Raw genomic sequence first — 17393 nt, 5'->3', positions numbered from 1 at the left:
CACCCGGGGTCGCTTCCGAGGGCCCCGGGTGCTTCGCGCCCGGCTAGGGTGCGAGCACTGCCTCCAGGGCCGCCGCCTCCCGCGCGGTGGCGGGCAGATAGGGGCCGCGCGGATCGGCCGTGCCGATACCCAGCGCGCGGGCCGCGGCATGCAGGCCACCGAGGGGGCTCGAACCCGCGGCGAGTGCCGAGGCCAGGGCGATCAGGCGGTCGCGGGCGGGGGAATTATCCACCGCGAGGGCCCCGCGCTCGGCCCATACGCGCACGTATTCCTCGGGCAGGAGTGCGGCCAGCCCGGTATGCCAGGCGTCCACCACGGGCGGGTGGTCAAGCAGCCCCAGATCGCCGCTCAGCCCGATCGCCAGCTCGGGGCCGGTGCCCGAGCACAGCTCGCGCATGCGGCGCGCGAGGGGCGGTTGGCCGGCCGGACCCGGCCGCACCGAGGGCTCCTTAATGCCGCGCACGCGCGCCTGCGCCACAAGCTCGGCCAGCAGCTCGCCGTCCACGTCGAATGACAGCTGGGCCGGCTTATTATAAAAACAAATGGGCAGTGCGCTGGCATCGCTCACGGCGGCAAAGAGCGCCCGCACGGCATCGCGCGTGAGCGGCACATAGGCAAAGGGCGCAAGCAGCACACCCGCGAGGCCCGCCGATTCGGCATCTCGCGCATAATTTTCGCTCTCGCGCGTGGATGCGGCCGTGACGGCCGCATAAACCGGCACCGCCCCCGCCACCGCTGTCATCGTGGTTTCCTGCACCCGCTGCCGCTCGGTGCGGCTAAAGGTCACCCCGGCACCCGAGGTGGCCAGCACGCTGATTGCGGAGACCCCGGCCTCCACCGTGCGCCCCACCAGCTCGCCGAGGGCCTCGTGGTCCACCGCGCCCGAGGGCAGCAGCGGGGTGATCGGATAGGCGATGAGCCCGCGAAAGACGGACGCGGTTTCCGGCGGGGAGAATTCGAGCGGAGGCATATCCCGATTATGGCACCGCGCCCGCGAGCACGCCCGGCGAAGTCCTTGATTGTGTCCGCTATTTTCGCCTCGGGAAAATAATAGGGCCACCCGCCGAAGCGGATGGCCCTATTAAGAATGCGTCGAGACTAGATGCTGTTTACATCCAGGGCGATGCCGGGACCGAAGGTGGTCGAGACGGCGCCCTTCTGGATGTAGCGGCCCTTGGAGCTGGACGGCTTCAGACGAACAACCTCGTCCAGTGCGGCGGTGATGTTCTCGTTGAGCTGCTCGGCCGAGAACGAGGCCTTGCCCACAACGAAGTGCACGTTGGAGTGCTTATCAACGCGGAACTCGATCTTTCCACCCTTGATCTCGGAAACGGCCTTGGCCACGTCCGGGGTCACGGTACCGGTCTTCGGGTTAGGCATGAGGCCACGGGGACCCAGGACCTTACCCAGACGACCGACCTTACCCATGAGCTCGGGGGTCGAGACGGCGGAGTCGAAGTTGGTATAACCCTCCGACACCTTCTGGATCAGCTCGTCGCCACCAACCTCGTCGGCGCCGGCGGCGATAGCTGCCTCGGCGGCCGCACCGGTTGCGAATACGATAACGCGGGCGGTCTTACCGGTTCCGTGGGGCAGGATGACGGTTCCACGAACCATCTGGTCTGCCTTGCGGGGGTCTACACCGAGCTTGAGGGCAACCTCAACGGTGGAGTCGAACTTGGTCGAACCGGTCTCCTTGGCGAGCGCTACTGCGTCGGCCGGGGTATAAACGGAATCGGCGCCAACCTTGGCGGCTGCGGCCCGGTAGGCCTTAGACTTCTGTGCCATTTTTTTCTCCTATGAGAACGTGGTCATATATGCGCCTGGCCGGCGCTGCCACTGATGAAAAGTTTTGTGAGGGTGATTTACGCGGGTGCGTAAATTACTCGACGGTGATACCCATCGAACGAGCGGTACCGGCGATGATCTTCGCGGCGGCGTCGATGTCGTTCGAGTTAAGGTCCGACTTCTTCTGCTCGGCGATCGCACGGACCTGGTCCATGGTGATCTTCGCAACCTTGACGGTGTGCGGGGTTCCGGAACCCTTGGCAACTCCGGCAGCCTTCTTGATGAGCTCCGCGGCGGGCGGGGTCTTCAGGATGAAGGTGAAGGAGCGGTCCTCGTAGACGGTGATCTCTACGGGGATAACGTTGCCGCGCTGCTGCTCGGTAGCCGCGTTATACGCCTTGCAGAACTCCATGATGTTCACGCCGTGCTGACCCAGGGCGGGGCCGATGGGCGGTGCCGGGTTCGCGGCGCCAGCCTGGATCTGCAGCTTGATCAGACCCGTGACCTTCTTCTTCGGTGCCATGTTTTTATCCTTTATTTGAATGTCGAGCAGGGGGCGGTTGCCCGATGCTCTCCCGCCGACCCAGTACTGGGCCGCGGTGGTGTGAAAAATCGAGGGGTTTATGCGCTGCCCGCGAAGCGGAAGACACAAACCTGCATAAGTCTACGCGAAGCGCCGCCAATTAGCGAGTCGGGGCCGCGCGCCCGGCAAAGCGGAACGGCCCGCGCACTCGGGAGAGTGGGCGGGCCGTTCCGGGAAAAACCTAGAGCTTGGTGACCTGGTCGAAGCTGAGCTCCACCGGGGTCTCGCGCTCGAACAGGGATACCAGCACGGTGAGCTTTCCGCTCTCCGGCTTGATCTCGCTGATCGAACCGGGAAGACCCGCAAACGAGCCCTCCTTGATGGTGATGGTCTCGCCGATTTCGAAGTCAACCTCGGCGGGGATCACGCGGCCGGTCACGGGCTTACCCGCGGCCTTGGTCGCGGCCACCTCGGCCACCTCAACGAGGCTCTTCAGCATGTTGAAGGACTCCTCGAAGCGCAGCGGGGTGGGGTTATGGGCGTTGCCCACAAAGCCGGTCACACCGGGGGTGTGCCGCACGACGGACCAGCTGTCCTCGTTCAGGTCCATGCGCACCAGCACATAGCCGGGGATGCGCACGCGGGTGACCATCTTGCGCTGGCCGTTCTTGATCTCAACCACGTCTTCCATGGGGACCTCAACCTGGTAGATGAAGTCGGCCACGTCCAGCGTGCCCTTACGCTGCTCGATATTCGCCTTCACCTTGCGCTCAAAACCGGCGTAGGAGTGAATGACGTACCACTTACCCGGGAGGGTGCGCAGCTCGGCGCGGAAGGCGTCGTAGGGGTCGATCTCGGCGGCGGGCTCGGCGTCTGCCTCGTCCGCGGCGTCGGCGTCAACCTGTACGTCGTCATCGGCGGCGACGTCGGCCACGGGGGCCTCCGCTTCCGTCGCCTCGACGGCCTCGGCAACCTCGACGGCCGATTCCTCGGCGGCTACGACGTCGCTCTCGTTCAGATTATCTGACACCTGATCTCATTCCTTAGTTCTGTTGCCGTCCGGGGGAGTGCCGCGGGCGGGCTATGCCCGGGAACCGTTTGGGAGGCTCCCGTAGTGAGCGGAAAGCGTGTGGGTTAGACCGGGGCCCCGAAGACCAGCACGACCAACCAGGCGAACAGGCGGTCTACGCCATACACCAGACCCATCATGATCAACACAAACACGAGAACAACCAGCGTGAAGTTGATCAGTTCCTTGCGGGTGGGGGTGACAACCTTCTTAAGCTCGGCCACCACCTGCTTGAGGAACAGGATGATTCCGGCAAACGGACCACGCTTCTCGGAGCGTGCCTGCTTTGAGGCAGCGACGATTTCCTCACCGGGTTCGTCGATTACGTTTGCGGCCACGTGTTTACACCTTTCATGTGTCGATGCTCTTCACATCGACGCGCAGGGCGGACAGGACTCGAACCTGCAACCTGCGGTTTTGGAGACCGCTGCTCTACCAATTGAGCCACCGCCCTATGGATCGATTTCTCGATCACAGGATGCGAAACCAACTTTACTATAGTGCTCACACTTCCACCGAATTGAGGGGGAAAATGGGCGCAAAAAAGCTTGGCAGGTTTCTCTTACTGCGCCAGTCTAAGCGAGACTGACGCGAGAGTAAAGCCGGGAAGCCCCCCGCGACGGATTTTGAGTCCGGGCGAGCGCGGCGGGCGTGTCGGGCGGGTTTCGCCTCAGCGATCCACGGCAAATGCGCCCGAGAACACGCCCAGCACGGCATCCACCGTGTCGTCCCGGGAGCGTCGCGGATCAAAGACCACCCATTCCAGGCCCGCGACAAGCACCGCACCAAATACCGCGCTGGCCATGATCGACGCGGCCGGCTCGGTCACCGTGCCCGTCTCGCGCAGGGCCTCGGCAAAGATGCCGATGGCCTCGGAGCGCACCTTATCCAGGGACTCCCGCCAGACCCGATCGGTGCGAAAGAGCTCGGCCACCAGAAGTTTCGACATCGCCTGATTGGCGCGAATGCGATCCAGCGTGGCCTCCACCAGCGCGCGCAGAGCCACCACACCGGTGCGCTCACCCTTGGCCTCGTGCAGGCTCGCGCTGAGCGCACCAAGACCGTCGTCCAGGAGCGCCTCGAAGAGCTGATCCTTGGAGGAGAAGTTGTAATACAGGCTGCCCTTGGCCACCCCTGCCCGCTCGGCCACATCATCCATCGTGGTGCCGCTGATGCCGCCGCCCGCGGACAGCTCCAGCGCGGCATCGAGGATCGCACGCTTGGTCTTGGACAGTGGTGCCGCGGTCATCGGGTTCTCCTTGGAAAGATTATGCGGATTATGGGTACGGTGTGGCGGGGCCTAAGCCCCGCCACACCGCTTCCGAGACCTAGCCTAGATGGCGAGCTCGGGACGCAGGCGCTTCATGGTCCAGACCTTCTGCTTTCCGGCGGCAATGGCACTCACCGCGAAGGTGATCACCAGCAGGCCCACCATATAGGCCAGGGCGATCCAGAAGCGCTCGTCCACGCCGCCGGTGATCAGCTGGCGCAGGCCGTTGACCACATAGGTGGCGGGCATAAACGGGTGCATGATCTGGAAGAAACCGGGCGTGGTCTGCACGGGATAGGTACCACCCGAGGAACTCAGCTGCAGCATCAGCAGCACGAGGCTGATGACGCGACCCGTGGCGCTGCCAAACAGGATGATAAACATCTGCTGGAGCGAGAGGAACGCAAGCGTCGTGAGGTACATAAACAGCGCGGTGCCGATCCAGTTATCGGGACGCAGCCCGATGGCATACACCAGGACCACCATCATGATGGCGACCTGTCCGGCACCGATCAGGGCCGCCGGGACAAAGCCGGTCAGCACGGAGCGCATGCCCGAGGTGCGGCTCGCGAGGGCCCGCGTGGGCAGTGCCCGCAGGATCAGCCACGTGATGAGTGCCCCCACAAACGCGGCCAGGGCGATGAAAAACGGGGCGAAGCCCTCGCCGAAGCTGCTTGCCTTATTCTCGTTGGTCTCGCTCAGGCCGATCGGATTGGCCACAACCTCGGTCATCTTATCGATGCGCTGGGCGTCATAGGAGGGGGCCTCCTCGGCGCCCTCGGCGAGCTTGGTGGCGAGTTCCCCGCTGCCATCGGCGAGCTTCTGGGTGCCCTCGAGCAGGGTGTCACCGCCGCTGGCGGCGGTATCCGCCCCCGCGGCCAGTTCCCGGGTCTTCTCGGAGAGGGTGCCCGCGCCGGCGTTGAGCGTCTGCGCGCCGCTCGCGAGTTCCCGGGTCTTTCCGGCGAGGGTGCCCGCGCCGCCGGAGAGCGTGGCGGCACCATCGGCGAGCTGGGTGGCCCCGGGGACCGCGTTATTCAGGCTCGCGGACAGCGTGCCCGCCCCCGCGGACAGGGTGCCCGCGCCCGCGTTGAGTTTCTGTACGGCGTCATTGACCCCGCCGGTACCCGCGGCGAGCTGATTAATACCCACCACGAGTGCGGGCACGCTGCCGTTGAGCTGGCCGGTTCCGGCCGCGAGACTCGCGGCCCCCGAGCCGAGGGCCGAGTCGGCGGCGGTGGCCGCGGCGAGGCCGCCGGTGGCGCCCACCAGGCCGGTCATCGTGGCGGGCCCCTGGGCGAGGAGCTCGTTCAGCTGGGCCACCGTGAGGTCCTTATTATTGGGATCCGCGAGGATGCCCTGGATCGTGGTGGCCAGATTCTGCGTGGCCACGGCGTTCTGATGCAGGGTTCCCACGCCGGTATTCAGCGCGGCGGCCCCCGAGTTGAGCCGCTCGGCCTGGGCGGGAAGGTTTGTGGTCTGCGATTGCAGGTTCGCGGCCCCGTCGCGCAGCGGCACGGTGTTCTGTGCGAGCTGGCCGAGTCCCGCGGCCAGGTCCTGGGCGCCCCCGGCGAGGGTGCCCGCGCCGGTTGCGGCCTGGGACATGCCCGCGGCGAGCGTCTTATTTCCCGCGGCGAGGGTATCGGCCCCGCCCGCGAGGGTGCCCGCACCCGCGGCGAGCTGACCGGCTCCGCCGCTCAGGGTATTCACGCCCCCGGCGAGGGTGCCCGCGCCGGCGGCCAGCTGATCCGAGCCATCGGCGAGCGCGCCGAGGCCCAGCACCAGTTCGCCCGCGCCATCGGCGAGGGTGCCCACGCCCTCGTTGAGTTCACCGGCGCCATCGGCGGCGGTGCGAATTCCATCGCCCAGCTTATTCACGCCGACCAGCATGGTATCGGCGGTGGTGGCGCTGATCTTCTCGGCCACCGCGTTGCGCACCAGGGTCATGGCCGACTGGCCGAGGGTCGAGGCCAGGAAGTTATTGGCGTCGTTAAACTCCACCTGGATCTGGGCCTGGGCGGGGTTATCGCTGTCCACCGAGACGGCGTCCTCGGAGAAGTTCTGCGGCAGGGAGACCGAGAAATAATAGGTGCCATCGGCCACGCCCGTGCGGGCGGTCTCGGCGTCTACCTTCTTCCAGTCCAGGTCCTTGCCGTCAAGCAGTTCCTTCACCACATCGTCACCCGCGTGGACCGCCTGGCCATCGCTCAGGCTCGCACCGCGGTCGTCATTCACGAGCGCCACCGGAAGATTTTTCATCTCCTCGGTCGGGGCCCAGAACGCCCAGAGATAAAGCGCCCCATAGATCAGGGGGATAAACAGAAGGACAACAAGGGCCAGCTTGGGAAGCTTTCCCTTTTTAAAACGGGTGAGTTCGGTACCCGAAGAGGCGAACGAGATCATACGAGCTGCTCCTGGCGCATGGGGACGACCTGAATATCGGTCGCTACGTCTTTATAGAGGGCCGGCGTATAGCCCGCGGTGGTGACCACGACGGGGGTTCCGGAGGCGGCGAGCGCCCCGAGCCGGGTGAGGACCGCGGCCTGGCCGCGGAGGTCGTGCACGTGGTCAACATTGTCCACGAAGAGAATCCGGGGATCGTCCAGCAGGGCCAGGCCGATGCGCACCAAAAGCTTGGCGTCCTCGTCGAGGTCCCAGATCATGGTGTCCGCGGAGGGGACGGGGATCTCCCCAAATGCGGGCGCGAGGGCGCGGCGCACGGCGCGGTCATCGGCGCGGGGAACGCGGGTATACCAGGGGGCGTTCCAGCGCAGGCGCTCGGTCACGGCATTGCCCACCGTGACGGAGTCTTCGAGGCCGTCGATTCCGTAGAATCCGGCGATCGCGCTCTGGTTCTGTAGGGCCTTCACCCCCGCGCTTCCCGGGGTGCCGAGGACGTCAAACGTTCCCTCCCCGGCGCGCATGCGGCCGGCCAGGGTGAGCAGGAGGCAGGTCTTTCCGCTGCCCCGGGAGCCGGTGAGGACTCCAAAGGGGGCGTCCAGCGACACATCCAGCGGGCCGTAAATGGGGCCGCGATCCGCGCGGAGGGCGAGTCCGCTCGCCCGAAATGTTGTTGTCACGAAGGTGACCTTCTTTCCATTCTTTGTACTGACTGGTCAGTTTACTCGGATGAACGGAAAACGCAAACCGCGGCTGGCAGGAGGCTGGGAATGGCAGCGCGGCGCGCGGGGCGAGGCCCCCTCGGCGGGGCCACTCACCCACGCCACACGGCGCCGCCGGGGAGGCGCGGGGCGGCCTCACCGCGCGCGCCCACCCGCCGGGATACTGCCGCCCGCGGAACAAAAAAGCCCCCGTCCCCACCCGCGGTACGGGTGGGGACGGGGGTGCGTGCGGGTCGCGGCTAGAAGCTCACGTGCTGCATGACCCACGCGTGCATCGTGACCGCGGCGGCGGCCGAGGCGTTCATCGAGCGGGTGGAGCCAAACTGGGTAATTTCCACGATCGAGCGGGAGGCGGCGATCGCCTCGGCGGAGAGCCCCGGACCCTCCTGGCCAAAGAGCATCAGGCTGCGCTCGGGGAAGGAGAAGGTCTCGATAATGACCGAGCCGGGGACGTTATCGATGCCGATGATGGGCAGGTCCTCGGCGGCACACCACTCCACAAGCGCCTCGACGCTCTCGTGATGCAGGACGTGCTGATAGCGGTCGGTCACCATTGCGCCGCGCTTATTCCAGCGCCGGCGACCCACGATATGCACCGTATCGGCCCCAAAGGCATTGGCGCTGCGCACGATAGACCCGATGTTCATATCGTGCTGCCAGTTCTCGATGGCCACGTGGAACGGGTGTCGATGCTCGTCCAGATCGGCGATGATCGCATCCATATTCCAATAGCGATAGCGGTCGATCACATTGCGGGTATCGCCGCGCTCCAGGAGTTCCGGATCGTAATGAGCCTCCGTGGGCGGCTCGCCGCGCCACGGCCCAACCCCCGAGGTGGAGAGTTCATGGGTGGGATTGGCGGGGATCTGACTCATGCCCCCAAGCGTACTCGCTGTCGCGGGTGCGGCCCTTCGCGGCCATCCCCGTTCCACCTCTGGCCGCGGGTTTCGGTGCACCGAAAATTAAGCTATGTTTTCGGTATGCCTAAATTTCCCTCGATCCTCGCCCTCGCCGCGGTGGCCGGGCTCACCCTCGCCGGATGCACCTCCTCACCCGATCCCGCCCCCACCGATAACCGCCCCGTAGTCCTGGCCACCTTCACCGTGATCGCTGATATGGCGCAGGTGGTGGCCGGCGATGACCTGCGCGTGGAATCGGTCACCCGGCCCGGCGCGGAGATCCACGATTATGAGCCCTCCCCGCAGGACCTCCGCCGCGGCCAGGGCGCCCAGCTCATCCTCGAAAACGGCCTCGGCCTGGAAACCTGGTTCCAGCGCTTCACGCAGGATATCGACGCCCCCACGGTCACCCTCTCGGAGGGGGTCACCCCGATCCCGGTGGCCTCGGGCGAATATACCGGGCGCGATAATCCGCACGCCTGGATGTCGCCGATCGTGGCGCAGACCTACGTCAAAAACATCGTCACCGCCTTCTCCACACTCGACCCCCAAAACGCCGCGGGCTATCGCGAGCGCGGCGAAGCCTATTCCCGCGAGCTCGGCAGCGTGGCATCCGAGCTCAGCGCGGCCCTGGAGACCATCCCGGAAAACCGCCGTTTCCTCGCCACCTGCGAGGGGGCGTTCAGCTATCTGGCGCGCGATGTGGGCCTGGACGAGGGCTTCCTCTGGGGGGTGAACCAGGAAAACGAGGGCACCCCGCAACAGATCTCCGGGCTCATCCGCGAGGTTAGGGAACGCGAGGTCCCCACGATCTTCTGCGAGTCCACCGTAAACAACAGCGCCCAGCGCCAGGTCGCGGCCGATAGTGGCGCCCAGCTCGGCGGGCTGCTCTATGTGGACTCGCTCTCGGATGGTCCCCCCGTGGGCAGCTATCTGGATCTCCTGCGTCACGACGCACAGGTCATCGCCGAGGGGCTCACCCGATGACGCCCACGGCCACCCCGGCGGTGAGCATCTCCGATATCAGCGTGCGCTACGGCAGCGTCAGCGCCCTGGAACACGTGGACCTCCACATCCCGCGCGGCCGCGTTGTGGGCCTGGTGGGCATGAACGGCTCGGGTAAATCCACGCTGTTCTCCGCGATCATCGGCCTGGTCACCCCCGAGAGCGGAACCGTGCGGGTTTTTGGGCAGGACAACCGCCAGGCCCGCAAAAAAAATCAGATCGCGTTTGTCCCACAGACCGAGGCCATCGACCGCGATTTCCCGATCAGCGTGCGCGAGGTGGTGATGCTGGGCCGCTATGGCCGCCTCGGCTTCACCCGCCGCCCGCGGGCCGCCGATCACGCCGCCGTGGATACCGCGCTCGCCCGCGTGGGCCTGAGCGATCTTGCCGACCGCCAGATCGGGGCCCTCTCGGGGGGTCAACGCAAGCGCACCTTTGTGGCGCGCGGCATCGCGCAGGACGCCTCCCTGCTGCTCCTCGACGAGCCCTTCGCCGGGGTGGATACCACCAGCCAGGCCATGATCACCGCCCTCCTGCGCGAGTTGCGCGCCGAGGGCCGCAGCCTGCTGGTCTCCACCCATGACCTCGCCGGGATCCCCGAGCTCTGCGATGAGGTGGTGCTCCTGAACCGGCGGGTGCTCTTCCAGGGTCCTCCCGCCGAGGCCCTGCTGCCGGAAAATCTCGTGCTGACCTTTGGAGTGACCCCGTGAACGACATCCTGAACTTTCTGACGGAACCCTTCACGCACCCCTTTATGGTGCGTGCCATCGTGACCACCGTGATCGCCGCGGTGAGCTGCTCGATGCTCTCCTGCTGGCTGGTGCAGATCGGCTGGTCGCTTATGGGTGATGCCGTCTCGCATGCGGTGCTCCCCGGGGTGGTCATCTCCTATGCGCTCGGCTGGCCGTTTGCGATCGGCGCATTCATCTTTGGGGTGGGGGCCGTGGCAATCATCGGCGGGCTCCAGTCCAGCACCACCCTCAAATCCGATACCGCGATTGGGGTGGTGTTCACGAGCCTCTTTGCCCTGGGCCTGGTGCTGATCACGCTGGTGCCCAGCCAGGTGGACCTCAACCATATTCTGTTTGGCAATGTGCTCGGCGTGAGCCCGGGTGATCTTATCCAGGGCGCGATCATCGGCGGCATCAGCTGCTCGCTGCTCCTGCTCAAGCGGCGAGACTTCACGCTATTTGCCTTTGATCCGGTGCACGCCCACGCGCTGGGCATTAACACCCGTGTGCTGCGGATGATGCTGCTGGGCCTGCTGGCGCTTGTGGTGGTGATCTCGCTGCAGTCGGTGGGAATCATCCTGGTGGTGGCGATGCTGATCATTCCCGGCGCCACGGGCCTGCTCGTGAGCGCCCGGATGGGGCGGGTGCTGATCGTGGCGGCCGTGGCCACGGTCCTGGCCACGCTCGTGGGGTCCTATGTGAGCTATTACGCCAATATCTCCACGGGCGGTTCGATAGTGCTCGCGCAGTCCACCCTCTTTGCGCTTGCCTATCTGCTGGGGCCGCGCGGGGGAATCATTCCGGGGCGGCTGCGGGCACGGGCCGCTACGCTGGAGGTTGCACCGAAGGTCGGGGCGGTACTGATCAAGGGATAACCGCATGTTCAGCTCGGGCCGGGAGAGCGCTCACGAGGACTACCTCAAAACCATCTACGCCTATACCGAGTGGCAGGATGATCCGATCACCCCCTCGGTCCTGGCCGGCCGGCTGGGGCTTGCCCCCTCCACGGTCACCGAGATGGTCAAGAAGCTCGCGGCCGCGGGGCTGGTCTCCCATGTACGTTATGGGGCGATCTCCCTGACCGAGGAGGGCCGGATGCGGGCGCTGGCCGTGGTGCGCCGGCACCGCATCGTGGAGACCTGGCTCGTGCGCGAGATGGGTTATGCCTGGGACGAGGTGCACGATGAGGCCGAGGTCCTGGAACACTCGATCAGCGATCGCCTGCTGGAGGCGATTTCCGCCCGCATGGGACACCCCACGGCCGATCCGCACGGCGACCTGATCCCCGATGCCGCGGGCCACGTGGTGCGCCCCGAGACCCGCACGGTGGCCGCGGCCGGGGTGGGTGCCGAGGGGCCAATCGTGCGCATCCGGGACCGCGATCCGCGGGTCCTGCGCCAGCTCGCCGAAAACCGGCTGGGCCCGGGAAGCATCATCCGGGTGGAGGCGCTGACCCCGCTCCCCGTGCTGGCGGCGGGGGACGCCCGGGTGGAATTGCCCGAGGGCGCCGCCGAGGCGATCTGGATCGGTGAGCTCGCCCGATCCGGCGGGAAATCCGAAATATAGATTTCACACCCCGGGCCTCCCCGGGGTGACACCGGTCGCCTAGACTGGACCCGATGGCTACAGCAGAAGGAGTTTCGCGAATGCAGCAGAAGCGCGCCGAGGTTGAATGTTGGCTCACCGATATGGATGGGGTTCTTGTTCACGAGAATAAGGCCATCCCGGGGGCCGCCGAGCTCCTCCAGCAGTGGCGGGACGAGGGCAAACCGTACCTCGTGCTCACCAATAACTCCATCTTCACTCCCCGCGACCTGAGTGCCCGCCTGCGCGCCTCGGGCCTCGAGGTCCCCGAGGACCGCATCTGGACGTCGGCGCTGGCCACGGCCGCGTTCCTTAAGGGTCAGAAGCCCGGCGGCACCGCGTTTGTGATCGGTGAGGCCGGAATCACCACGGCGCTGCACGAGGCCGGTTTTATCATGACCGAATCCAACCCCGATTATGTGGTGGTGGGCGAGACCCGCAATTACTCCTTTGAGGCGATCACCAAGGCCATTCGCCTGATCAGCGGGGGCGCGCGTTTTATCGCCACCAACCCCGATGCCACCGGCCCGAGCCGCGAGGGCCCGATGCCCGCGACCGGCGCCATCTCGGCGCTGATCACCAAGGCCACGGGCTTTGAGCCCTATGTGGTGGGCAAGCCCAATCCGATGATGTTCCGTTCCGCGCTGAATAAGATTGGCGCGCACTCGGAAAACACCGGAATGATCGGTGACCGCATGGACACCGATATCGTGGCCGGAATCGAGGCCGGGCTGCACACCGTGCTGGTGCTCACCGGAATCAGCGATGAGGCCGAGATCGGCCGCTATCCGTTCCGCCCCGATGAGATTCTGGGCAGCGTAAAGGACCTGCTCTCGGATTCCCCCGTGGAGTCCGAGGTCGTCTAATCCCGCAGAGCCCAAAACGGCCCTTCCCCACTCGGTGGGGAAGGGCCGTTTTTATGTTTATGCTGCCGGCTATTGCACCGGGGCGAGGCTCCCGGTGAGGGGCGCGCCATCCGGGCGGGAGATAAAGCAGTCATAGGAGCGCTGCCCGGCGGCCCACTGCTCGGCCGTGATCGGATACGTGGCCTGGATCAGCAGATCCGGGAACGCGGCGGCGGCCTCGCGGTTGAGCACCGTGGGGGCGGAGCAGGCCAGCGCGGAGCGGGCGGCGAGGGCGGCCTCGCCGGGGAATACGGCATCGGGGGCCTCGTCGATCACAACGCTGGAAACAAACTGGCCGTTGTGTTCGGTGGCGCAGTCCACCACGGTGAACTCGCGGGCCCAGCCGTCACTAAACGGCGCGAGGCATTCGCCGCCGCGCAGCTCATCCCAGGCATGGGTTCCCGCGGGGAGCGGGCCCGTGGCGGGCGGCTCGGGTTCCGTGCTCGGGGTGACCTCGGCGGAGGCGCTGGGCGCGGGTTCCGCGGGGGATTTCAGCGAGGATGCGATGGTATTGCTGAGGAAATAGAGCCCGATCAGTGCGGCAATCGCTGCCACCGCGATCAGCGGGAAGAACCATCCGGGGCGCTTGCGTCCGCGCGGGGGCGGCGGGGTGGCCCCCGAACCGGAGCCCGGGCCGCGTACCGGCGGGACCGGCGGCGCGGGGGGAACGGGCACGCCGATGGCATCGGCCAGTTCCCGGTTGGTGAAGGCCACGGTCTCGCCGGGATCGGCGGCCGCGGCGGGGGATTCGGGGGTCGCGGGGGATTCCGCGGCGGCCACGATGGCATCAAGATCCACGATGCCGGTAGTGGTGATAAACGGAATCTCGGCGGTGATCGGCGGGATTTCGACCGCGGCCGGGGGCAGATCAGGATCGGGGGTATGGCTCTCGCGCACGCGGTTCACGAGGTCCAGAACCGAGGGCTCGGCGGGGTCGGCGGGGTCGGCGGGGTTGGCCGGGTTGGCCCCCGGCGGCACGATATTAATCGGGCCCGAGAGCGGGGAGGCATCGGCCATTCCGGCCAGGCCCGCGGCACCGGCGGCACCCGCGGCGAGGTTTCCCGCGATCAGGCCCGCGGCGGCGGACGCCGCGGAGTCGGTGGGCGCATCTCCGAGATATTCGCTCATATCCACCGCCACCGTCTCGGTGGTGAGGGCCTCGGGGCGGGTGAGCCCCGCGGTCTCGGTGGCCTCCTCCGCGGGAAGGGGCTCCGCGCTCTCCGCGTGCACACGCGGGTCGAGCCGGTCGTTCGGGGTCAGCGCCCAGCTGAACGGGGCACCGGTTTCGGCGAGGTTGGGCTGCGCCGCGGCGGGGGCCTCGGCGGTGGGGTCCAGATCGCGGGCGTTGCGCGGGGTGGCCTGCTCGGAGAGTACCGGGAGGCGGCCCGAGAGCGGGCGCGAGGTCTCGGGATCATCGGGCAGCTCCAGATCGGAGTGCGGGGCGTGGAGGATCTCCTCGATATGCTCCGCCTCGACGATGATCTCATCGGGGTCGGTCTCGGGGGCGGGGCGCTCCCAGGACTCGAGATGGGTGCCCGGCTCGCCCGGCGCGGGCTCGGGCTCTACGGACTCAGGCTCGGCGAGCGCAGGCTCGGGCTCGGTCGGTGCGGGCTCGGCGGGCTCCGGTACGGGCGCATGCTCGACCGGCACGACCTCGGGCTCCGGCGTCGGCTCGGCCTCAACCGGTACGGCCTCAACATGTACGGGCTCAGCGGTCGCGGGTTCAACCGGCGCAGGATCGGTCGGTACAGGCTCGGTCAGCGCGGGCTCGGTCGCTGCCGGCTCGGCGGGCGCAGACTCGGTCGGTGCCGGCTCGGCGGGCGCGGGCTCGGTCACTGCCGGCTCGGCGGGCGCGGGGCTGCCCACCACCGGGATCGCTCCCGCGAAGGTTTCGGAATCGGCGACCTGCTCGGCGGCCACCTTGCGGGCGAGCGGGGTCTCGAAGGTCGCGGGGGCGCCGTCCTCCACCGAGGTGGAAAACAGCGGGGAGCCGCCGGACGGCGCGGGGGTTTCCCCCTCCGGGGTCTCGGAGACGGGGCCCGCTACCACGCGGTCGCTGCGCTGGAACGGGGCGGTATCACCCTCGGCGCGAATGATCGGAATCGAGGTGGCAAAACCCTCGGAATTGGCCTCGGCGGCGGGAAGCTCCGCCGCGGACGATACCGGGGCGACAGGCTCGGGCTCCGCCGCGGACGATACCGGGGCGACACTCTCTGGCTCCACGACGGACGATACCGGGGTGACAGGCTCGGGCTCGGCGACGGGCGGTGCCGGGGCGGTCGGGGGCGCGGAAACCGCGTCGCTCTCGCCCGCGGGAAGCGGCACGGAAAGAATCTCGGTGGCCGGCTCGGGCTCCGCGGCCGGGGCCACGGGCTCGGCGGGCACGGGGTGCAGCACCGGCTCGGCGGACAGAACGGGCTTGGCGGACACGGCGGGCTCGAGCCCCTCCGCGGGTGCACTCTCCGCCGCGTCCTCGGGAAGCGTGGGCAGCTCGATCGCGCCGGTCTCCTCCAGCTCGGATAGCAGCCACTCGGTGCCCAGCGGCTCGGAAACGGGCGTGCCGTCCTCGGCCGGGGGCCAGGTGAGGGCCCAGCGCGAGGCGCGCTGCTCCCACTTATTGGGCTCGTGCCCGGCCGGCTCTATCGGCTCGGCCGGGGCCTCGCCCTCCACGGCGGTGGACTCGGAAATCGGGGACGAGTCGGAACCGTTGGCGGCATCCACGCCCTCGCGCGATGTGCGCTCGGCCGGAACCCCCTCGATATCCTCCGGGCGGCGCTCCTGTGCGTCCCGCTCGTCCCCGGCCATTAGACCAGGCCCAGGTCGTGCAGGCCGATGGCCGAGAAATACGGATAGCCGGCGGCCTCGATAATCTCCTTGGCACCGGTATTACGGTCCACCACCACGGCCACGCCGGCGATCTCGGCGCCCACCTTCTTCAGCGCCTCGATGGCCTGCAGCGGGGAACCGCCCGTCGTGGAGGTGTCCTCCAGCACAATCACGCGCTTTCCGGCAAGATCGGGGCCCTCAACCTGGCGGCCACGGCCGTGATCCTTGGGCTCCTTGCGCACCACAAAGGCGTCATAGGATTCCCCGCGGGCCGCGCCCTGGTGCAATACGGCGGAGGCGATGGGGTCGGCGCCCATGGTGAGGCCACCCACGGCCACCACATCCGGGATATCCCGGATCAGGTCAAGCATGACCTGACCGATCAGCGGGGCAACCCGGTGATCGAGGCTGACCCGGCGAAGGTCAACATAATAGGTGGCCTTCTTCCCGCTGGTGAGCGTGAAGTCGCCGTGGAATACGGCGTCGGCCTTAATAAATTCAATGAGTTTCTGGCGTGCGTCGGTCACACTCCCTAGCTTACGGGTGCGGCGGCGTTAGACACAGCCCGCGGGCCAATCCTCCCGCGGTGCCGTTACGGTAGAGGCATGCGAATTGCCACCTGGAACGTAAACTCCATCCGTGCCCGCGTCGATCGCGTCGTGGACTGGCTCATCCGCGAGGACATCGATGTGCTCGGAATGCAGGAGATTAAGTGTCGCCCCGATCAATTCCCCCGCGAGGCCTTTGAGGCGGCGGGCTATGAGCTGCACGTGCACGGGCTTAATCAGTGGAACGGCGTGGCCTTCGCCAGCCGCCTTCCCCTGGAGGATGTGACCATCGGGTTTGACGGCATGCCCGGTTTTGGCAAGCCCGCCGCGCGCCCGCGCCTGAACTTCGAGGGGTTCCCCACCGAGGATGCCGCGGGCGTTCCGCTTGAGGCCCGCGCGATGGGGGCCACCGTAAACGGCGTGCGCCTGTATACGCTCTATATCCCCAATGGCCGGGCCCTGGATGATCCGCACTGGCACTATAAGCTCGCCTGGCTCGACGCGCTGCGGGCCAATACCGAGCGCTGGCTCGCGGAGTCCCCCGAGCTGCCGCTGGCCCTGATGGGCGATTGGAATGTGGCCCCCCTGGACTCGGATATGGGCGATCCCTCCTTCACCCTGGGCTCCTCCACCCATGTGTCCCCGGAGGAGCGTGCAGCCCTGGCCGCGTTTGAGACCGCGGGCCTGAGCGATGTGGTGCGCCCGCTGGTGCCCGAGGGCTTTACGTTCTGGGACTATACCCAGCTGCGGTTCCCGCGCAACGAGGGAATGCGGATCGACTTCATCCTGGGCTCGCCGGCATTTGCCGAGCTCGTGACCGAGGCATCGATCCACCGCGAGGAGCGCAAGGGCGACGGGCCCTCCGATCATGTTCCCGTGGTGGTGGACATTTCCCTCGATGAGGACGACGATGACCGGCCGATGATTTTTGGCTAATCGGAGCGCCTTTCCGGTCGCCCGACGTCGGAAAACGATTGCTATTCTGTCGGGTTCGGGGGCGTCCCGAATTTTAATTAACCGCCCCCTCCCGCAGAACCACGCGGATCCTCGTTATGTTTCCGTTATATAACGGCAAAAATCCAGGCAGGATCGCGAAAACTCCGGTAATCTTGAATGGTTGCCGCGG

16 protein-coding genes, 1 tRNA gene and 1 pseudogene are annotated in these 17393 nt (G+C 67.0%); 6 read left to right on the top strand and 12 right to left on the bottom strand.

Annotated elements, in window-relative coordinates:
• Nucleotides 1-43 precede the first annotated feature (43 nt).
• The 10 genes and pseudogenes from KXZ72_RS10465 to KXZ72_RS10420 form a co-directional block, all read right to left on the bottom strand.
• Nucleotides 44-970 (bottom strand): dihydrodipicolinate synthase family protein, encoded by a 927-nt coding sequence (locus KXZ72_RS10465; protein ID WP_226080874.1) that lies wholly within the window; start codon nucleotides 968-970, stop codon nucleotides 44-46.
• Nucleotides 971-1098: 128 nt separating this feature from the next.
• Nucleotides 1099-1788 (bottom strand): 50S ribosomal protein L1, encoded by a 690-nt coding sequence (rplA, locus tag KXZ72_RS10460; RefSeq protein ID WP_226080873.1) that lies wholly within the window; start codon nucleotides 1786-1788, stop codon nucleotides 1099-1101.
• A gap of 94 nt (nucleotides 1789-1882) precedes the next feature.
• The gene (rplK, locus tag KXZ72_RS10455) at nucleotides 1883-2311 is read right to left on the bottom strand and encodes a 50S ribosomal protein L11 (RefSeq protein WP_226080872.1); all 429 of its coding nucleotides are present in this window, start codon (nucleotides 2309-2311) and stop codon (nucleotides 1883-1885) included.
• Nucleotides 2312-2552: 241 nt separating this feature from the next.
• Nucleotides 2553-3179: pseudogene (gene nusG, locus KXZ72_RS10450) on the bottom strand (transcription termination/antitermination protein NusG); the annotation flags it as partial.
• A gap of 266 nt (nucleotides 3180-3445) precedes the next feature.
• Nucleotides 3446-3718: a preprotein translocase subunit SecE gene (gene secE, locus KXZ72_RS10445; RefSeq protein ID WP_226080870.1), complete on the bottom strand. Its 273-nt coding sequence runs from the start codon at nucleotides 3716-3718 to the stop codon at nucleotides 3446-3448.
• A gap of 43 nt (nucleotides 3719-3761) precedes the next feature.
• Nucleotides 3762-3834: transfer RNA gene (locus KXZ72_RS10440), tRNA-Trp, on the bottom strand.
• Between the two features lie 216 nt (nucleotides 3835-4050).
• Complete coding sequence (locus tag KXZ72_RS10435) at nucleotides 4051-4629, bottom strand: TetR/AcrR family transcriptional regulator (protein WP_226080869.1); 579 nt, start codon at nucleotides 4627-4629, stop codon at nucleotides 4051-4053.
• Between the two features lie 84 nt (nucleotides 4630-4713).
• Nucleotides 4714-7050: a YhgE/Pip domain-containing protein gene (locus KXZ72_RS10430; protein WP_226080868.1), complete on the bottom strand. Its 2337-nt coding sequence runs from the start codon at nucleotides 7048-7050 to the stop codon at nucleotides 4714-4716.
• Nucleotides 7047-7727 carry an AAA family ATPase gene (locus KXZ72_RS10425; protein ID WP_226080867.1) on the bottom strand — a complete coding sequence of 227 codons (681 nt, stop codon included), beginning with the start codon at nucleotides 7725-7727 and terminating at the stop codon, nucleotides 7047-7049. Before KXZ72_RS10425 ends, KXZ72_RS10430 begins: the two co-directional genes overlap by 4 nt.
• Before the next feature lie 281 nt (nucleotides 7728-8008).
• Entirely contained in the window at nucleotides 8009-8644 is a 636-nt protein-coding gene (locus tag KXZ72_RS10420; protein WP_226080866.1) for a TrmH family RNA methyltransferase, read from the bottom strand.
• A 105-nt stretch (nucleotides 8645-8749) separates the two neighbouring features.
• On the opposite strand from KXZ72_RS10420, the gene KXZ72_RS10415 reads away from it, so the two are divergent.
• The 5 genes from KXZ72_RS10415 to KXZ72_RS10395 are packed head-to-tail and all read left to right on the top strand — an operon-like array spanning nucleotide 8750 to nucleotide 12854.
• Entirely contained in the window at nucleotides 8750-9655 is a 906-nt protein-coding gene (locus KXZ72_RS10415; protein WP_226080865.1) for a metal ABC transporter substrate-binding protein, read from the top strand.
• Nucleotides 9652-10383, top strand: coding sequence for a metal ABC transporter ATP-binding protein (locus tag KXZ72_RS10410; RefSeq protein ID WP_226080864.1), 732 nt, complete (start codon nucleotides 9652-9654; stop codon nucleotides 10381-10383). Before KXZ72_RS10415 ends, KXZ72_RS10410 begins: the two co-directional genes overlap by 4 nt.
• The gene (locus tag KXZ72_RS10405) at nucleotides 10380-11279 is read left to right on the top strand and encodes a metal ABC transporter permease (RefSeq protein WP_318999868.1); all 900 of its coding nucleotides are present in this window, start codon (nucleotides 10380-10382) and stop codon (nucleotides 11277-11279) included. Before KXZ72_RS10410 ends, KXZ72_RS10405 begins: the two co-directional genes overlap by 4 nt.
• Nucleotides 11280-11283: 4 nt before the next feature.
• Nucleotides 11284-11970, top strand: a complete 687-nt coding sequence (locus KXZ72_RS10400) for a metal-dependent transcriptional regulator (RefSeq protein ID WP_226080863.1) — start codon at nucleotides 11284-11286, stop codon at nucleotides 11968-11970.
• Between the two features lie 53 nt (nucleotides 11971-12023).
• A complete protein-coding gene (locus KXZ72_RS10395) occupies nucleotides 12024-12854 on the top strand; it encodes an HAD-IIA family hydrolase (protein ID WP_226080862.1) in 831 nt (276 codons plus the stop codon).
• 69 nt (nucleotides 12855-12923) lie between these two features.
• On the opposite strand, the gene KXZ72_RS10390 is transcribed toward KXZ72_RS10395, so the two are convergent.
• Complete coding sequence (locus KXZ72_RS10390; protein ID WP_226080861.1) at nucleotides 12924-15698, bottom strand: hypothetical protein; 2775 nt, start codon at nucleotides 15696-15698, stop codon at nucleotides 12924-12926.
• A complete protein-coding gene (gene pyrE / locus KXZ72_RS10385; protein WP_226080860.1) occupies nucleotides 15698-16246 on the bottom strand; it encodes an orotate phosphoribosyltransferase in 549 nt (182 codons plus the stop codon). The genes KXZ72_RS10390 and pyrE overlap by 1 nt, the downstream gene beginning before the upstream one ends.
• Before the next feature lie 78 nt (nucleotides 16247-16324).
• Here pyrE and KXZ72_RS10380 point away from each other — a divergent pair, with 78 nt between their 5' ends.
• On the top strand, nucleotides 16325-17203 hold the full coding sequence (locus tag KXZ72_RS10380; protein WP_226080859.1) for an exodeoxyribonuclease III: 879 nt from the start codon (nucleotides 16325-16327) through the stop codon (nucleotides 17201-17203).
• The last annotated feature ends 190 nt before the right edge of the window (nucleotides 17204-17393 follow it).

The sequence above is a fragment of the Mycetocola spongiae genome, assembly GCF_020424085.1.
GTDB classification, from domain to species: Bacteria; Actinomycetota; Actinomycetes; order Actinomycetales; family Microbacteriaceae; genus Mycetocola; species Mycetocola spongiae.
The sequence above is the reverse complement of the archived record's forward strand: the minus strand, read 5'-3'. Positions and strand labels throughout refer to the sequence as shown.

Excerpts from the sequence above, each read along its gene's own strand:
- KXZ72_RS10410 (WP_226080864.1), top strand. The coding sequence starts at position 9,652 with ATGACGCCCACGGCCACCCCGGCGGTGAGCATCTCCGATATCAGCGTG.
- KXZ72_RS10380 (WP_226080859.1), top strand. The coding sequence starts at position 16,325 with ATGCGAATTGCCACCTGGAACGTAAACTCCATCCGTGCCCGCGTCGAT.
- KXZ72_RS10465 (WP_226080874.1), bottom strand. The coding sequence starts at position 970 with ATGCCTCCGCTCGAATTCTCCCCGCCGGAAACCGCGTCCGTCTTTCGC.
- KXZ72_RS10415 (WP_226080865.1), top strand. The coding sequence starts at position 8,750 with ATGCCTAAATTTCCCTCGATCCTCGCCCTCGCCGCGGTGGCCGGGCTC.
- KXZ72_RS10430 (WP_226080868.1), bottom strand. The coding sequence starts at position 7,050 with ATGATCTCGTTCGCCTCTTCGGGTACCGAACTCACCCGTTTTAAAAAG.
- KXZ72_RS10400 (WP_226080863.1), top strand. The coding sequence starts at position 11,284 with ATGTTCAGCTCGGGCCGGGAGAGCGCTCACGAGGACTACCTCAAAACC.
- rplK (WP_226080872.1), bottom strand. The coding sequence starts at position 2,311 with ATGGCACCGAAGAAGAAGGTCACGGGTCTGATCAAGCTGCAGATCCAG.
- KXZ72_RS10435 (WP_226080869.1), bottom strand. The coding sequence starts at position 4,629 with ATGACCGCGGCACCACTGTCCAAGACCAAGCGTGCGATCCTCGATGCC.
- KXZ72_RS10420 (WP_226080866.1), bottom strand. The coding sequence starts at position 8,644 with ATGAGTCAGATCCCCGCCAATCCCACCCATGAACTCTCCACCTCGGGG.
- rplA (WP_226080873.1), bottom strand. The coding sequence starts at position 1,788 with ATGGCACAGAAGTCTAAGGCCTACCGGGCCGCAGCCGCCAAGGTTGGC.
- KXZ72_RS10395 (WP_226080862.1), top strand. The coding sequence starts at position 12,024 with ATGGCTACAGCAGAAGGAGTTTCGCGAATGCAGCAGAAGCGCGCCGAG.
- KXZ72_RS10390 (WP_226080861.1), bottom strand. The coding sequence starts at position 15,698 with ATGGCCGGGGACGAGCGGGACGCACAGGAGCGCCGCCCGGAGGATATC.